The sequence below is a fragment of the Streptomyces sp. PCS3-D2 genome (assembly GCF_000612545.2).
Classification (GTDB): domain Bacteria; phylum Actinomycetota; class Actinomycetes; order Streptomycetales; family Streptomycetaceae; genus Streptomyces.
Genome location: NZ_CP097800.1, coordinates 3,020,374 through 3,037,544, shown reverse-complemented (window position 1 = coordinate 3,037,544; position 17,171 = coordinate 3,020,374). Strand labels below are relative to the sequence as shown.

9 protein-coding genes are annotated in these 17,171 nt (G+C 73.1%); 8 read left to right on the top strand and 1 reads right to left on the bottom strand.

Going from position 1 to position 17,171, the window contains the following annotated elements:
* Positions 1–164 precede the first annotated feature (164 nt).
* The 7 genes from AW27_RS12790 to AW27_RS12760 all read left to right on the top strand — a co-directional run bounded on the left by AW27_RS12790 (position 165) and on the right by AW27_RS12760 (position 14,460).
* The gene (locus tag AW27_RS12790; RefSeq protein WP_037918999.1) at positions 165–1,871 is read left to right on the top strand and encodes a glycerol-3-phosphate dehydrogenase/oxidase; all 1,707 of its coding nucleotides are present in this window, start codon (positions 165–167) and stop codon (positions 1,869–1,871) included.
* 773 nt (positions 1,872–2,644) lie between these two features.
* Positions 2,645–4,615 (top strand): serine/threonine-protein kinase, encoded by a 1,971-nt coding sequence (locus AW27_RS12785; RefSeq protein ID WP_037919908.1) that lies wholly within the window; start codon positions 2,645–2,647, stop codon positions 4,613–4,615.
* Between the two features lie 77 nt (positions 4,616–4,692).
* The gene (locus tag AW27_RS12780) at positions 4,693–7,338 is read left to right on the top strand and encodes a protein kinase (protein WP_304949865.1); all 2,646 of its coding nucleotides are present in this window, start codon (positions 4,693–4,695) and stop codon (positions 7,336–7,338) included.
* 125 nt (positions 7,339–7,463) lie between these two features.
* Positions 7,464–9,113 (top strand): serine/threonine-protein kinase, encoded by a 1,650-nt coding sequence (locus AW27_RS12775; RefSeq protein WP_037919005.1) that lies wholly within the window; start codon positions 7,464–7,466, stop codon positions 9,111–9,113.
* Between the two features lie 93 nt (positions 9,114–9,206).
* Complete coding sequence (locus AW27_RS12770; protein ID WP_037919008.1) at positions 9,207–10,838, top strand: succinic semialdehyde dehydrogenase; 1,632 nt, start codon at positions 9,207–9,209, stop codon at positions 10,836–10,838.
* A gap of 9 nt (positions 10,839–10,847) precedes the next feature.
* Positions 10,848–12,665 carry a GMC oxidoreductase gene (locus AW27_RS12765; protein ID WP_037919011.1) on the top strand — a complete coding sequence of 606 codons (1,818 nt, stop codon included), beginning with the start codon at positions 10,848–10,850 and terminating at the stop codon, positions 12,663–12,665.
* A gap of 166 nt (positions 12,666–12,831) precedes the next feature.
* On the top strand, positions 12,832–14,460 hold the full coding sequence (locus tag AW27_RS12760; protein WP_157840195.1) for a COG1361 family protein: 1,629 nt from the start codon (positions 12,832–12,834) through the stop codon (positions 14,458–14,460).
* A gap of 272 nt (positions 14,461–14,732) precedes the next feature.
* On the opposite strand, the gene AW27_RS12755 is transcribed toward AW27_RS12760, so the two are convergent.
* Positions 14,733–14,996, bottom strand: coding sequence for a chorismate mutase (locus AW27_RS12755; RefSeq protein WP_037919013.1), 264 nt, complete (start codon positions 14,994–14,996; stop codon positions 14,733–14,735).
* A 447-nt stretch (positions 14,997–15,443) separates the two neighbouring features.
* On the opposite strand from AW27_RS12755, the gene guaA reads away from it, so the two are divergent.
* Complete coding sequence (gene guaA / locus AW27_RS12750; protein WP_037919014.1) at positions 15,444–17,030, top strand: glutamine-hydrolyzing GMP synthase; 1,587 nt, start codon at positions 15,444–15,446, stop codon at positions 17,028–17,030.
* The last annotated feature ends 141 nt before the right edge of the window (positions 17,031–17,171 follow it).

Genomic DNA, 17,171 nt, shown 5'->3' with positions numbered 1-17,171 from the left:
TGGCGCAATGTCAGACTAGGCTTATATATGACAGATATGTCGCATTACAGGGTGAACGTCGCCGTTGTGTTGTCCACAGGCGGTGGCTGATGCGGGTGCGGGACGTCAGAATCGTCAAACGGGGCATGTGAGCGGGATCTCACCCGCACCAACGGGAGGCAGCCGTGAGGACAGCGACACTGGGGCCGGCGCAGCGAGCCGCCGCCTTCACCCGGATGGCCGAACGGGAACTGGACGTGCTCGTCGTGGGCGCGGGCGTGGTCGGCGCCGGTACCGCACTCGACGCCGTGACCAGGGGCCTGTCCACCGGCCTGGTGGAGGCGCGGGACTGGGCCTCCGGGACCTCCAGCCGGTCGAGCAAGCTGATCCACGGCGGCCTGCGCTATCTGGAGATGCTCGACTTCGCCCTCGTACGGGAGGCGCTCAAGGAGCGCGGCCTGCTGCTGGAGCGCCTCGCGCCGCACCTGGTCAAGCCCGTGCCCTTCCTGTACCCCTTGCAGCACAAGGGCTGGGAGCGGCTCTACGCCGGCGCGGGCGTGGCGCTGTACGACGCGATGTCGGTTTCCAGCGGGCACGGCCGGGGTCTGCCGGTGCACCGCCACCTCTCGCGCGCCCGGGCGCTGCGGGTGGCGCCGGCGCTGCGTAAGGACGCCCTGGTGGGAGCCCTCCAGTACTACGACGCCCAGATGGACGACGCCCGGTACGTCACCACGCTCGTGCGGACGGCCGCGGCGTACGGTGCGCACTGCGCCAACCGGGCGAGGGTCGTCGGGTTCCTGCGCGAGGGCGAACGGGTGGTCGGCGCGCGGGTGCGGGACGTGGAGGGCGGCGTCGAGTACGAGATCCGCGCGAAGCAGGTGGTGAATGCCACCGGGGTGTGGACGGACGACACCCAGGCGCTGATCGGCGAGCGCGGGCAGTTCCACGTGCGGGCCTCCAAGGGCATCCACCTGGTCGTGCCCAAGGACCGCATCCACTCGACCACCGGGTTGATCCTGCGGACCGAGAAGTCGGTGCTGTTCGTCATCCCGTGGGGGCGGCACTGGATCGTGGGGACCACGGACACCGACTGGGACCTGGACAAGGCGCACCCTGCGGCATCGAGTGCGGACATCGACTACGTGTTGGAACACGTGAACTCGGTGCTGGCCGTGCCGCTGACGCGCGACGACGTCCAGGGCGTCTACGCCGGCCTGCGGCCGCTGCTGGCCGGCGAGTCCGACGCGACGAGCAAGCTCTCCCGCGAGCACACGGTCGCGCATCCGGTGCCGGGGCTGGTGGTGGTCGCCGGCGGCAAGTACACGACGTACCGGGTCATGGCGAAGGACGCGGTCGACGAGGCCGTGCACGGACTGGACCAGCGGGTGGCGCCGTGCGTGACGGAGGACGTGCCGCTGGTGGGGGCCGAGGGGTACCGGGCCCTGTGGAACGGACGGGCCAGGATCGCCGCCCGGACGGGCCTTCACGTGGTGCGGGTGGAACACCTGTTGAACCGGTACGGGACGCTGACGGAGGAACTGCTGGACCTCGTCGCCTCCGATCCGGAACTGGGGCGGGCGGTGACCGGCGCGGACGACTACCTGCGGGCGGAGATCGTCTACGCCGCCTCGCACGAGGGCGCGCGGCACCTGGACGACGTGCTGACACGGCGGACGCGGATCTCGATCGAGACCTTCGACCGGGGGACCCGGTCGGCCCGGGAGTGCGCGGAGTTGATGGCACCGGTGCTGGGGTGGGACGAGCAGCAGACCGCGAAGGAAGTGGAGCACTACGAGAAGAGGGTCCAGGCCGAGCGGGAATCGCAGCGTCAGCCGGACGACCAGACGGCGGACGCTGCACGGCTGGGAGCGCCCGACATCGTTCCGTTGTAACTCCGGGATGCGGAAGGCGGAACCGCAGACCCGGGGGGTCCGTCCGTTGCGGAGTGAGGAACAATGATGGCTCTGCCGGGGCGGGTTACCGTGGGCCCCGGCCGCCGGGTCGCTCAGCCGCTGGGGCGGGCGGAGCAGCGGCACGATCGCAGAGGGGACGCATGTCGAAGCCGGAGCACACCGAGTCACCTGCCGGGGCGTCTGCGGCGAAGCTTGACGATGGCGCTTCGGCGGGGTCCGCCCCCGCCTCCGCGCCCGCGGCGAAGCCCGAGGATGTTTCCGTGCCCGCGGCAAGGGCTGCTGCCGAGGCGGAGCCTGACGGGCCGAAGCCTGCGTCTGCGTCTGCGTCTGCGGTGGAGTCTGACGGGGTGAAGCCTTCGGCTGCGAAGCCGGGGCCGGGCAAGGCAGTGCCTGTGGCGGAGTCCAAGGGCGCCGAAGCCGGTCCTGCGGGGAAGCCCGGCGGGACGAAGGCGCGGCCGGGCAGGGCGACGGCTGTCGCGAAGCCCGAGGACGCGAAGCCCGAGGCTGTGAAGCCCGAGGACGCGAAGCCTGCGTCCGTTTCTGCGGTGGAGCCTGACGGGGTGAAGCCTTCGGCTGCGAAGCCCGGGCCGGGCAAGGCCGTGCCTGTGGCGGAGCCCGAGGACGCAAAGCCTGCGGCTGCCGGATCGGGGCCGGACAGAGGCGTGGCTGCGGCCGAGCCCGTCGCCGCCAGGCCTGTGGCCAAGGCGGTCGGGGCGACCGGGGGCAATCCCGTCGTCGAGAAGGCCGACGCCATGGCCGCCGCCGTCAAGGCCGCCGCCGCCAAGGCGGCTGCGGACGGGCAGGACGAAGGGCGGCTGCTGGCCGGCCGCTACCGACTGGGCGCCGTCCTCGGCAAGGGCGGCATGGGTACCGTCTGGCGGGCGCAGGACGAGACCCTGGGCCGCACCGTCGCCGTCAAGGAGCTCCGCTTCAGCAGCGGGGTCGACGAGGACGAGAAGCGCCGTCTCATCACCCGCACCCTCCGCGAGGCCAAGGCCATCGCCCGGATCCGCAGCGGCGGCGCCGTCACCGTCTACGACGTCGTCGACGAGGACGCCCGGCCGTGGATCGTCATGGAGCTCATCGAGGGGCCCTCGCTCGCCGAGTTCATCCGGGAGAACGGTCCCCTCACCCCGCACCGCGCCGCCGAGGTCGGCCTCGCGGTGCTCGACGTCCTGCGCGCCGCCCACGGCCAGGGCATCCTGCACCGGGACGTCAAGCCGTCCAACGTGCTCATCGCCGGCAGCGGCCGCGTCGTCCTCACCGACTTCGGCATCGCGCAGGTCGAGGGAGACCCCTCCGTCACCTCCACCGGCATGCTCGTCGGCGCCCCCTCCTACATCTCGCCCGAGCGCGCCCGCGGCCAGAAGCCCGGCCCGCCTGCCGACATGTGGTCGCTCGGCGGCCTGCTGTACGCCTCGGTCGAAGGCGTGCCCCCGTACGACAAGGGCTCCGCGCTCGCCACGCTCACCGCGGTGATGACCGAGCCGGTCGACCCGCCGCAGAACGCCGGCCCGCTCACCGAGGTCATCTACGGGCTGCTCGCCAAGGACCCGGCCCGCCGCCTCGACGAGGGCCGCGCCCGGGAGATGCTCACCGCCGTCCTCGCCGCGCCCGAGCCGGTAGCGGCCCCCGTGGTGCCCGAGGTCGCCGAGAAGACCCGGCAGATATCGCTGGCGGACGCCAAGCAGGCCGCGGAGAAGGCCACCGCGGAGAAGGCCGCCGAGAAGGCGGCGAAGAAGGAACGGGAGCGTCGCGAGCGGGAGCAGCGCGAGCGTGCCCGGGCCGCACTGAAGGCCGCCCGCAAGGCGGCGACTGCCGCCCCGGCCGCCTCCGCGGTCGCGGTCTCGGCCGCCGAGGCGCCCAAGGGCCGGCCCGCCCCCGTCGTCGCACCCCTCACGGACGTCATGCCGCGCCGCACCATCGCGCTGGCCGTGGTCGCCGTGGTCGCGGTGCTGGCGGTGGTCGGCTCGCTGATCGTCTGGGCGGTCAGCGGCGACGACAAGGACAAGAAGGACCAGGGCAAGAACGGCGGGGCGACCCCGGCCGCGTCCGCCCCGCAGACCTCCGGCGAAGCCGGGCAGGGCTCCCCGCAGCCCTCGGGGAACACCGGTGAGACCGGCGCGGGCGGCACCGAGGGCACCGGCACCGACGCGGGCGCCGACGGTCAGGGCCAGGGACAGGGCCAGGGCCAGCAGCCCCCGGCCGCGGACCAGGGCCAAGGCCAGGGGCAGGGCACCACGACCGGGGGCGTGGTCGGCGCCCTCCCCGCCGGATATGCGATGGTGACGGAGCCCGGCTTCCACTTCTCGATGGCGATGCCCGAAGGGTTCAGGCGGACGGGCACGGCCGGCGAGAACTCCGGCGCGATATTCAGCCGCGACGGTGGCTTCCCGAGGATCCAGGTCGACTACAACAACAAGCCGACCGACGACGCGGCCCTCGCCTGGTCCAGGCTGGCCCCGGCGGTGGGCAGCAGCAGCAAGGGGTACCGGCAGATCCGCATAGACAAGGCGGAGTACCGGGGCTACCCGACCGTCGCCGACTGGGAGTTCGAGCGCGAGCAGGCCGGGATGAGGGTCCGGGTGCTCAACCGCGGGTTCAAGATCGATGCCACGCACGGCTACGCGATCATGATCAGCTGTCCCGCGGACCAGTGGGACGGTCCCGAGTGCACCCAGATGCGTGACGTGGCCTTCCAGACGTTCCAGCCTCTCGGCTGAGCCCGGGACGCAGGCGCCCCTGCCGACGTATCGTGTCAGCGGGGGCCTGGGAGCCTGCCGCACTCGGGGGAGGCGATGTGGAGGAGTACGCGGGCCGGATCCTGGCCGGCCGCTACCGCCTGCCGCTGCCGCCGTCCGACGCGTACGAGCTCGTCGAGACCCGGGCCTTCGACACGCGCGGCGGACAAGAAGTCCTCGTACGGCAGGTGCCGTTGCCGGAGGTCGTGGACGCCGAGCTGGTGGACGGGCCGCCGGCCGTCCCTGCGGCCCGCCGCGCTCCCGCCGACCTTCCGGCCGTGCGGCGCGCCATCGAGGCGGCGCAGGCCGCGGCCGCGATTCCCGACCACCCCCGGCTGGACCAGGTCTTCGACGTGTTCGCCGAGGGCGAGTCGTTGTGGATAGTGAGCGAACTGGTCCCGGCCAAGCCGCTGGCCGCGCTGCTCGCCGACGAACCCCTGAGCCCCTACCGCGCTGCCGAGGTGGCGTCGGACGTGCTCACCGCGCTGCGCGTGCTGCACGCTCACGGTTGGACACACCGCAACATCACCGTCCGGACGGTGCTGGTGTGCGAGGACGGCCGGGTCGTCCTGACGGGTCTCGCGGCGGGCGCCGCGGAGGAGGCCCTGTGCGGGTACGACCCCGTCCCCCGGGCCACCGGCTCCGGCCCCGAGGAAACGTGGGGCGCGGGTCCCGCCCCCGCCCCGCCGACCGCCCCCGCCCCGCAGGTCGATACCGGACCGGCCCCCACGCAGGCGGCGCCACCGCGCGCGGCCCCGGCCCAGGAGCCGCCCCCGCCCCGGCCCGCAGCGGACGGCGCCCCCGGGTACGCGCCGCTCGTGGCCCCGGGCTATGACACCGGACCGCGGTACACCGACCACATCACCCCCGGGCGGCCGCGGGACGGCGCCGACGTCCAGGCCGCCGCGCGCGCCGGGGTCATCGCCGCGTACCGGGCGGGCGCGCGGGCCGCGGCCGCCCGGGTCACCGAGCAGCGCAAGGCCGAGGCCGGTACCGGGGCCGCGATCGAGCCCGCGGCCGGAGCCGCGGCCGAACGTCGGCCCGGCGGGTCGGCCCTCCCACAGGGCTACTCCTACCCGTACGGCGGAGGACCGCAGTCCGGGGAAGGGGACCGGTCCGGGGAAGGGGCCGGGGAAGGGGCCGCCGGCCCCTGGCACGGCGCGACCCCGCGCCGCCCGGCCCTGCCGCAGCCCGCCCCCCACCCCGAGCCCGCGCCCGAGCCGGGGACCGAGCCCGGGGCCGGCAGCGAGCCGATGCCCCGGAGCGAGCCGGCGCCCGAGGTACGGCCGCGGCCCGTCCCGCCCCCGCCCCCGCCCCCGCCCCCGCCCCCGCCCCCGTCCGCGTGGAGCCGGGCCGCCCCGCCGGCCGCGTCCGCCCTGCCCGCGCAACTCGCCCTGCCCCAGGGCTACCGCCAGGCCGAGGCCCCGGACCGCCCGGCCACGGAGCACCCGGCACCCGGCGGCCCGTCCCCGGGGCCCGGACCGGAGCCGGTCCCGCGGCCCCCGGCGCAGACGGCCCCGTGGAGCGGCCTCGACGCCGAGCGGGCGCGGCACACGCGCATGGCCGTGGTCGGCGCGATCACCGAGCGGTGGGCGCCCGAACAGGCCGGCCCCGTGCACGGGCACTGGCAGCTGGCGGCACCCGTCGGGCCCGCCACCGACCTCTGGGCGCTCGGCGCGTTGCTCTACCGCGCCGTGCAGGGCCATGCCCCGTACCCGGAGGACAGCGTCGCCGAGCTCGTCGAGATGGTCTGCGCCGAGCCGCCCGCGTTCGCCGAGGAGTGCGGCGCGCTCCGCCCGGTCGTGGAGTCCCTGCTGCGCCAGGACCCCACCGAGCGGCCCGACTTCGAGGAGCTGCGCGGCTGGCTGCGCTCGCTCGTGCGGTCCGCTCCGGAGCCGGACGCCGGTCTCGGGATGCTCCCGATGCCGGAGCCCGATCCCGCGCGGCTGCCCGTCGTACGCCGCCGCGGTGAGGTCCACGGACGGCACCGCAATCCCACGGCCGCCCGGAAGCCGGTGGCACTCGGCCGGACCCTGCTCGTCGGCGTCCTAGTTCTCCTCGCTGGTGCCGTCGCGTACGCGATGCTGTTCCTGCCCCGGGCCGGGGTGACGCGGGACCAGGACGGCCCCGGGGAGACCACGGCGCACACCTCTCCGCGGCCGGGCCCCTCCCCGGTGCCCACCGGAACGCCCGAGTCCGTCCCGCCCCCCGCGACGACCGGGCCCGCCGCGTCGCAGGCCGCCCCCGCGCCGGCCCCGCCCGGCTACACCACGCAGCAGGACCCGGAGCACTTCGAGATCACCGTCCCCGAGGGCTGGGAGCGCCGGGGGATCAACGAGGCGGGCCAGGTGCGCTACACCGACGGGTCGTTCGTCCTGACCGTGGTCCCGGGCCGGGACAAGGTCGAGGGCAATCCGGACCCGGCGGCCTATCAGAAGGACAAGGAGCCGGAGCTGACGCCGTACCGGTCCTCCACCTGGTCGACCGTCGGGGACGTCAAGACCACCCGGGTCGGGCAGCAACTACGGGCCACGGGCCGCTACACGTGGATCGACGGGACCGGTCGCAACGTGTTCGCCCGCAATTTCGTCGTCGCGCTGGGCGGCAGTTACCACGTCGTCCTGGTGACCGGTCCGGAGGACGAACAGACCAAGGTCACCGAGGTCTTCGAGAAGGCCACGGCGAGTTACAAGGCGGGCGGATGATCGGATATTGACGGCTGATCAGTACGGCGATTGCGTCACAGTGCCGTCTTTCGGCGCCCGGGCGGTTCCGACAGCCCCCGTGGGCTCCGTAATCTGGCCTGAAGTGCAGAGAGCGGCGGGAATTCGTGGAACAGCAGACAGGTGGGGGCGCCGTGCTGGCGGGCCGGTACAGGCTCGTCGAGCCGATCGGCCGGGGCGGTATGGGGAAGGTGTGGCGGGCACATGACGAACTGCTCCACAGGACCGTCGCGGTCAAGGAACTGACGGCGGGTCTGTACGTCGCCCAGGCGGACCGGGACGTCATGCACGCCCGGACGCAGAAGGAGGCCCGGGCGGCGGCCCGGATCCAGCACCCGGCGGTGGTCACCGTCCACGACGTGCTGGAGCATGACGACCGGCCGTGGATCGTCATGGAGTACATCGACGGCCCCTCACTCGCCGATGCGGCCAAGGCGGCGGGGCGGATCGAGCCGCGCGAGGCGGCCCGGATCGGGCTGCACGTGCTGGGTGCACTGCGCGCCGCGCACGCGGTGGGCGTGCTGCACCGGGACGTGAAGCCGGGCAACGTGCTCCTCGCCAAGGACGGCCGGGTGCTGCTCACGGACTTCGGGATCGCCGCGATCGAGGGCGACTCGTCCATCACCCGCACGGGCGAGATCGTGGGCTCGATCGACTACCTGGCGCCCGAGCGGGTCACCGGCGGGATCCCCGACCCCTCCTCGGACCTGTGGTCGCTGGGCGCCACCCTCTACACGGCGGTGGAGGCCCGTTCCCCCTTCCGCCGCACGTCGCCCATCTCCAGCCTGCAGGCCGTGGTGAACGACGAGCCGCCGGCGCTGCGCCAGGCCGGGGTGCTCGGGCCGGTGATCACGTCCCTGCTGCGCAAGGACCCGACGGAGCGGCCCTCGGCGGAGGAGGCCGAGCGGATGCTGCTGGAGGCGATGGAGGGCCGCGAGCCGAGGGCGGCGCACGCCTACGTGCCCACGCGTGCGGTCACCTCCGAGGAGCTCTCCCCGGCGCAGGACCAATCCGAGGAGCAGGCCCCGCGCGAGGAGGTCGCGCAGACGGCTCCGCTGCCGGAGCCCGCGGTCCCGGGGACGGCGGCCGCGCCCGCGGCCGTGCCCGTCGACCGGGACGGCGGCTGGGTCAAGCGTGCCGCGGTGGTGGCCCTGGTGGCCGCGCTGCTCGGCGGCGGCGGTGTCTTCGGGGTCCTCAAGTACACCGGGGGCGCCGGCGGGGAGAGCGATCCGGACCGCGTCGTGAGTTCGACGGGCGGGCCGTCGGGCGACGACGGCAAGCCGCAGGAGGCGACCGCACCGGCCGGCTACACGAAGGTCGTCGACCCCCTCGCCGGCTTCACCCTGTTCGTCCCGGAAGGCTGGAAGCGCCAGGCCAACGGCGACCAGATCGACTACACCCCGGACGACGGCAAGCACTTCATCCGGATCGCCGCCGACCCCACCCCGGACTACAAGGACCCGTACGCACACCTGCTGGACCTGGAGCAGCAAGTGGGGAAGCGGACGGACTACAAGAAGCACCAGCTGAACCAGAACACCTTCCGGGGCAGCACCCGGGCCGCGCTCTGGGACTTCAGTTGGACGGAGAAGGTGAGCCACCCCGGTCCGCGCAGGGCCAAGGAGCAGATGTACATCGCCCCGGACGAGACCGAGTACGCGATCTACATGGCGAGTCCGGTCGCCGACTGGGACGTGACCCGCCAGCAGTTCGACATCGTGCTCAGCGGCTGGGAGCCGCCTGCCAAGAAGTCCTGATCCCGGCATTCTGCCAGCGATCACTGGCGGAAAAGGCAAAATCCGGTTACCGGCGGGTACCCAAAGCCGGCCCGCCGGAATACGCTCACCCGCATGACGGACTCGCAGGCCTCCCAGGCCCCTCTCCGCACGGCACCGCAGCCCACCAACCCGGTGGCCCCGGCCCCGGCCGGCGCCCGCACCGCGGCCGACGTGGTGACCCCCGGCCTGGTCGCACGGCTGACCCGCGGAGTGATCGGCTCCGGCCGCACCGCCAACCACACCCCCTTCACCGGGGACCGGCTGACCGAGCTCCCCGAAGCCACCCCCGACGAGGTGGCCGAGGCCTTCGACCGGGCCCGCGCCGCCCAGCCCGCCTGGGCGGCCGTCCCCGTACGCCGGCGGGCCGCGGTACTGCTGCGCTTCCACGACCTGGTCCTTGCCCGGCAGGCCGAGGTCCTCGACCTGATCCAGCTGGAGACCGGCAAGGCGCGCCTGCACGCCCACGAGGAAGTCCAGGCCGTCGCCGTGTCGGCCCGCCACTACGGCCGCAAGGCGCCCTCGTACCTGCGCCCCAAGGGCCACACGGGCGCGATGCCCACCCTCACCAAGGTCACCGAGCTGCGCCAGCCGCGCGGGGTCGTCGGCCAGATCGCCCCCTGGAACTACCCCCTGGAACTATCGGTCGGAGACGCCCTGCCGGCCTTCGCCGCGGGCAACGCACTCGTCATGAAGCCCGACACCGAGACCGCGCTGACCGCCCTGTGGGCCCGCGACCTGCTCATCGAGGCCGGGCTGCCCGCCGAGGTCTTCCAGATCGTCCTCGGTGAGGGCCCCGTTGTCGGCCCCGAGGTGGTCCGCCACGCCGACTACGTCTCCTTCACCGGCTCCACCCGTACCGGCCGCGAGGTCGCCCGGGGCGCAGCCGAACGACTCGTCGGGGCCTCCCTCGAACTCGGCGGCAAGAACGCCATGCTCGTCCTGCACGACGCCGACGTCGAGAAGGCGGCCGCGGGCGCCGTCCGCGCCTGCTTCTCCTCCGCCGGCCAGCTGTGCATATCCATCGAGCGGCTCTACGTCCACGCCTCGATCGCCGACGACTTCGTCGAGCGGTTCGCCGCCCGCACCCGGGCCATGCGGCTCGGAGCCTCCCTCGCCTACGGCGCCGACATGGGATCCCTGGTCGGCGAGCGCCAGCTGGAGACCGTGCAGCGGCACGTGGACGAGGCCGTCGCCCAGGGCGCCACCCTCGTGGCCGGCGGCACCGCGCGCCCCGACATCGGCCCGCTCTTCTACGAGCCCACCATCCTCGACGGCGTCGAAGCCGCCATGGCGGTCTGCGGAGAGGAGACCTTCGGCCCGGTCGTCTCGATCTACCGCTTCACCGACGAGGAGGAGGCCGTCGCGCAGGCCAACGCCACCGCCTACGGCCTCAATTCCAGCGTCTGGACCCGGGACGCCCGCCGCGGCCACCAGGTCGCCGCCCGCCTGCGCACCGGCACCGTCAACATCAACGAGGGCTACGCCCCCGCCTACGGCAGCGCCCAGGCGCCCATGGGCGGCATGAAGGACTCCGGCCTCGGCCGCCGCCACGGCTCCGAGGGCATCCTCAAGTACACCGAGGCCCAGACCGTCGCCCAGCAGCGGCTGGTCCCGATGGCGCCCTCGCTGGGCATGGACGACGAGACGTACGCGGCGTTCATGACCCGCAGCCTCAAGGTCATGAAGGCTCTCCGACTGCGCTAAGGGGTATCCGTGTCGCACGACGACGCATCCGACGACGCCTACGACTACGACGTCATCGTCATCGGATCGGGCTTCGGAGGGTCGGTCTCGGCCCTGCGCCTCACCGAGAAGGGGTACCGGGTCGGCGTCCTGGAGGCAGGGCGCCGCTTCACCCGCGAGAGCCTGCCGAAGAACAGTTGGGACCTGCGCAACTACCTGTGGGCCCCGGCCCTCGGGCTGTACGGGATCCAGCGGATCCACCTGCTCGGCCACGTCATGGTGCTCGCGGGCGCCGGCGTCGGCGGCGGCTCGCTCAACTACGCCAACACCCTGTACGTGCCGCCCCGGGCCTTCTTCGAGGACCGGCAGTGGGCGTCCATCACCGACTGGCACGAGGAACTCGCCCCGTACTACGACCAGGCCAAGCGGATGCTCGGGGTGCGCCTCAACCCGACCATGACCCCCTCCGACGTCCACCTCAAGGCGGCCGCCGAGAAGATGGGCGCGGCGGACACCTTCCACATGGCCCCGGTCGGGGTCTTCTTCGGCGACGGCGAGGACGCCGCCGCCGGTCCCCGCGTCCGGCCCGGGGAGGAGACCGCCGACCCGTACTTCGGCGGTGCCGGCCCCGCCCGCAGGGCCTGTACCGAATGCGGCGAGTGCATGACCGGCTGCCGGCACGGTGCGAAGAACACCCTGAACGAGAACTACCTGCACCTCGCCGAGCGCGCCGGCGCCGTCATCCATCCCATGACGACCGTCACCGCCCTGTCCGAGCACCCGGACGGCGGCCACCGCGTCCGCACCGTGCCCACCGACGGCCGCCGCCGCGGGAAGGCGAAGGTGCTGCGCTGCCGGTACGTGGTCGTCGCCGCGGGCACCTACGGCACGCAGACCCTGCTGCACACCATGAAGGACCGCGGCGAGCTGCCGCGCCTGTCGGAGCGGCTCGGGGAGCTGACCCGGACCAACTCCGAGGGCCTGGTCGGCGCGCAGACCGACGACCGCCGCTACCGCAGGCGGCACGGCGCGGCCGCAGGCGGGGAGCAGCGGGCCGACTTCACCAGGGGCGTGGCGATCACCTCCTCCGTGCACCCCAACGCCGACACCCACATCGAGCCGGTCCGCTACGGCAAGGGTTCCAACGCGATGGGGTTCATGACCGTCCTCCAGGTGCCCTACGGCGCCCACCGGGTCCGCGGCTGGCTGGCCAGGACCGCGAAGCACCCCCTCCAACTGGCCCGTTCACTGTCCAACCGGCGCTGGTCGGAGAGGACCATCATCGGCCTGGTCATGCAGTCCCTCGACAACTCGCTGACCACCTACCGCAGGCCGGGCGGGATCGGGAAGGGCCTGCTGACCGCCCGCCAGGGGCACGGCGCCCCGAACCCGGTGCAGATCGAGGAGGCCACGCGGGCGGCGACCCTGCTGGCCGAGGAGATCAACGGCTTTCCCGGCAGCAACATCGGCGAGCTGATGGGGACCCCGCTGACCGCACACTTCCTCGGCGGCTGCCCGATCGGAGCGTCGGCGGGCGAGGGCGTGGTGGACCCGTACCACCGGCTGTACGGGCACCCGGGCATCTCGGTGGTGGACGGCTCGGCCGTCTCCGCGAACCTGGGGGTGAACCCGTCGCTGACGATCACCGCGCAGGCGGAGCGGGCGATGGCGTACTGGCCCAACAAGGGAGACCGGGACCCGCGCCCCGAACAGGGCACGTCCTACACCCGCCTGGCGGCGGTGGAACCGGTCCGGCCGGCCGTCCCCGAGGACGCGTTCGGCGCGCTGCGGCTGCCGTTCCTGGCTGTCCCCGAAATTCCCCCACGGGATCCGGAACCGGCCGGATGACGGCGGTGGACACCGCGCTCCCCCTCCGAGCGCGGTACCCACCGCGGTACATACGTGACAGATGTTCAGCCTTGATGGTTGTACCGGAATCCGCCGGACCGGGCTGTGGCGTCGATCACACCATCACGGAGGCAACTGCGCATCGTCCTCGACCGTCAACGGCAGCATGAGAAAGCGCATCTCCTTGCTGGCTGCCTGCGGCGTCGCCGCCCTGGGAATCGCCGCCACTCCCGCACACGCCGCGGACCCCGCCCTCGTCCTGGCCGGACCGGCCGAGATCGGCCTGCGCCCGCACCCCGGGCAGAGCGGCGAACCGCAGAAGACCTCGGTCGCGTTCCGGCTCGTCAACGACACCGCCTCGGCGTTCGACCGCCGGAGCACCTTCACCATCGACCTGAGCGGGCTCAAGGGGGTCGCGGACGTCACGCTGGCGAAGCAGCAGGGCTCGGACTGCACGCTCACCGAGGCGGCCGTCACCTGCACGCGCCCCGCGCTGTGGAAGGGCGAGACCCGCGTCGTCGATCTGGATCTCAGCGCCGCCAAGGGCAGCAAGGCCGGTGCCACCGCGGACCTCACCGTGACCGGCGAGGCCGAGGGAGCCACCTTCCGGTCCGCCACCACCACGGTCCGGGTCGGCGGCCCCGACCTCGTGCTGGAGCGGGCCCGGCTGAAGGAGGAGCAGAAGCCGGGCGACACCCAGAACCTGTCGGTCGTCTTCGCCAACGAGGGCACGGAGTCCGTCAAGGGCGTCGTCCTGGAGGTGCGCACCACCCACGGCATCGACCTGCTGGAGCAGTACGACAACTGCTCCTACTCCGAGGACACCGGTGAGGGGCAGCCCCTGAACACGGGCTGGAGCACGGCGCAATGCCTGCTGGAGGGCGAGTACACGCCGGGCGCCGTCTACGGGGTCGACGGCCCGCTGACCCTGAAGGCCGCCCCGCACGCCTTCGCCGACACCCTCACCTACGCCGTGTACGCCGACGGGCACCAGCCGAAGGCGGCCGGGACGGCCAAGAAGCCGGCCGGCGGCAAGAAACTGGCCGTGCGCGAGCGCGCCGCCGGGGCCTCCGCACGGTCGGGGGACCTCGACCCCTGGAACAACATGCAGGAGTTCGACTTCAGGACCCGCAACAGCGCCGACCTCGTGGCCTGGCCCGTCTCCCTCGCCGGCGGGGTGGGCGAGACGGTCAGGGCCGACTTCGGCTTCCGCAACAACGGTCCCGCCTGGGTGGCGGAGTTGCGCTCCGGTGAGAGCGTCGCCCGCACGGACATCGTGATCCCGGCCGGTACGAAGGTCACCAGGGTCCCGGCCGGCTGCCACGGCGTCAACGCCGACGGCACGGCCCGCGAGCAGGCGCTGGGCGCACCGCGCTACTTCTGCTCCACCGGGCATGTCGTGGGGGAGCGGGAGAGGTTCGCCTACCCCTTCGAGCTGAAGATCGAGCAGGTCGTGGCGAACGCGGCGGGCTCCGTCTCGGTCGGACGGTGGACCCCCGAGGGCACCGCGGGCCAGCCGTGGGACCCGAACCACGCCAACGACAAGGCGCCCGTCGTGATCGCCGCGAAGGACGGCGGCGCCTCGCCGACGCCGACCACCTCGGCCACGTCGTCGCCGACCGCGACGGCCACCGCCTCGGCCACGCCCTCCGCCACCTCCGGTACCGCGACCCACGGCGGTCTCGCCGCCACCGGCAGCTCCGCCGGGCCGCTCGCGCTCGGCGGCGCGGTGCTCGTGGCCGCGGGCGGCGGCCTGGTCCTGGCCTTCCGCCGCAAGACCGGCACACACGCCTAGGAACGGTCCGGCGCCCGGCCGCCGACGCAGAACGGCCGGCCCGGGGCGTCCCCCTGGCCGGCCGTCCTCTACGGGGTGACCGGGCTGCTGTCCCCTGCCGTCCGGTCACACGAAGGAGCGAGGTCCCACGACGCGCGCACCACGAGGCGCACGTCTCATCGCTCCTTCGGAGCCACGCGTGGTGTTGCGGTTCCGCGGCTGGCTGACGCGGACAACCTCACCAACGAAGCGTCCCTGGGGCGGTCACGCTCCGGACGGGTGACGAACAGCCGTCACACCCGCCCCCGGCACAGCTCCAGCAGCGTCATCGCGAGGGCGGTACCGGGCTTGCCGAGAGCATCGCTCCAATGGGACAGCACCTCCATCTCGCGGGACAGGTGCACCCGGCGCCCGCCGGAGGCGATCCGGGCGTCCTGGATGACCGTCGAGACGGCCATCCGCTCCTGGATCAGCCCGATGATCCGGTCGTCGATGGCGTCGATGCGGGTGCGGGACTCGGCGATCAGCTGCTCGGGGGCGGTGGCGATCGTGGTCATGGTCGTCTCTCCTGTCGGGGTGGGGCCCGCAGGTCCGGAGAACGCAGAGCGCCCCGGTCCTGTCGGACCGGGGCGCTCTGGGAAGTCGGCGGCTCAGGCGAGCATCACGATGACCCATGGCGACCGGACCGGCCGGTGCCATAGGTAAAGAGGAAGCTCAGCTGCTTGCGCACGGAAGGGATTATGTCCCCCCGCACGCCTTCCGGCCAACCCGGTTCGGATGGTGAGACGCCTCGGTGCCGGGTGTGGCGCGCCCGGTTCTCGGCCGCCTCGCCGAGGACCGGCAGGCGGTGCAGCGATCCCCGCCCGCGGAGCTCCGGCCGGATGACGCCGGCGCCGTCGCGCCCCACCGCCGTGGCCCAGGACTCGGACGGTGAGACGAAAAGGGGTACGGGTGCCCCGTTAGAATCGACAAAACAGCCACCTCTTCCGCCGGAAGGCCGCCCCGTGCCAGAAGCACCCTCCGCCGCCCACGACAGCGCCCCGGACACGGTTCTCGTCGTCGACTTCGGCGCCCAGTACGCCCAGCTCATCGCCCGCCGCGTCCGCGAGGCACGGGTCTACAGCGAGATCGTGCCGAGCTCGATGCCCGTCGACGAGATGCTGGCCAAGAACCCGAAGGCGATCATCCTCTCCGGCGGTCCGTCCTCCGTGTACGAGGAAGGCGCCCCGCAGCTGGACCGCGCCCTCTTCGAGGCCGGGGTCCCCGTCTTCGGCATGTGCTACGGCTTCCAGCTGATGGCGACCGTCCTCGGCGGCACCGTCGACAACACCGGCGCCCGCGAGTACGGCCGCACCCCGCTGCACGTCTCCAAGCCCGGCTCCACCCTCTTCGAGGGCACCCCGGAGAACCAGTCCGTGTGGATGTCGCACGGTGACGCCTGCTCCGCCGCCCCCGAGGGCTTCACCGTCACCGCGTCGACGAACGTCGTACCGGTGGCCGCCTTCGAGAACGACGAGAAGAAGCTGTACGGCGTGCAGTACCACCCCGAGGTGATGCACTCCACGCATGGTCAGCAGATCCTGGAGCACTTCCTCTACCGCGGCGCCGGCCTGGCCCCCACCTGGACCACCGGCAACATCGTCGAGGAGCAGGTCGCGGCCATCCGCGCGCAGGTCGGCGACAAGCGCGCCATCTGCGGTCTGTCCGGCGGCGTGGACTCCGCGGTCGCCGCGGCCCTCGTGCAGAAGGCCATCGGCTCCCAGCTGACCTGCGTCTACGTCGACCACGGTCTGATGCGCAAGGGCGAGACCGAGCAGGTCGAGAAGGACTTCGTCGCCGCCACCGGCGTGCAGCTGAAGGTCGTCGACGCCCAGGAGCGCTTCCTGAACGCGCTCGCCGGCGTCTCCGACCCGGAGACCAAGCGGAAGATCATCGGCCGCGAGTTCATCCGCGTCTTCGAGCAGGCCCAGCTGGAGATCCTCCAGGAAGACGGCCCCGCGGTCGCGTTCCTCGTGCAGGGCACCCTGTACCCGGACGTCGTCGAGTCCGGCGGCGGCACGGGCACCGCGAACATCAAGTCGCACCACAACGTCGGCGGCCTCCCCGACGACATCGAGTTCGAGCTCGTCGAGCCGCTGCGCCAGCTCTTCAAGGACGAGGTCCGCATGGTCGGCCAAGAGCTCGGCCTGCCCGAGGAGATCGTCCAGCGCCAGCCCTTCCCCGGCCCCGGCCTCGGCATCCGCATCGTCGGCGAGGTCACCAAGGAGCGCCTGGACCTGCTGCGCGAGGCCGACGCCATCGCCCGCCACGAGCTCACCGCGGCCGGCCTGGACCGCGAGATCTGGCAGTGCCCGGTCGTCCTGCTCGCGGACGTCCGCAGTGTCGGCGTCCAGGGCGACGGCCGCACCTACGGCCACCCGATCGTGCTGCGCCCCGTCTCCTCCGAGGACGCCATGACGGCGGACTGGACGCGCATGCCGTACGAGGTGCTCGCCCGCATCTCCACCCGCATCACCAACGAGGTGCCGGAGGTGAACCGGGTGGTCCTGGACTGCACGAGCAAGCCCCCGGGCACCATCGAGTGGGAGTAAGGGGCCCCGCCCCGCACGACGTCGCCGTCGCCCGGCCGGACCGGGTGGCGGCGACGTCGCCGTTTCACCACCGCGCGGCTCTGTTCTCCTCGCGCCGGGGCCAGTACCTTGCGCCGACGACGACGGCGGAGCCGGACCGGA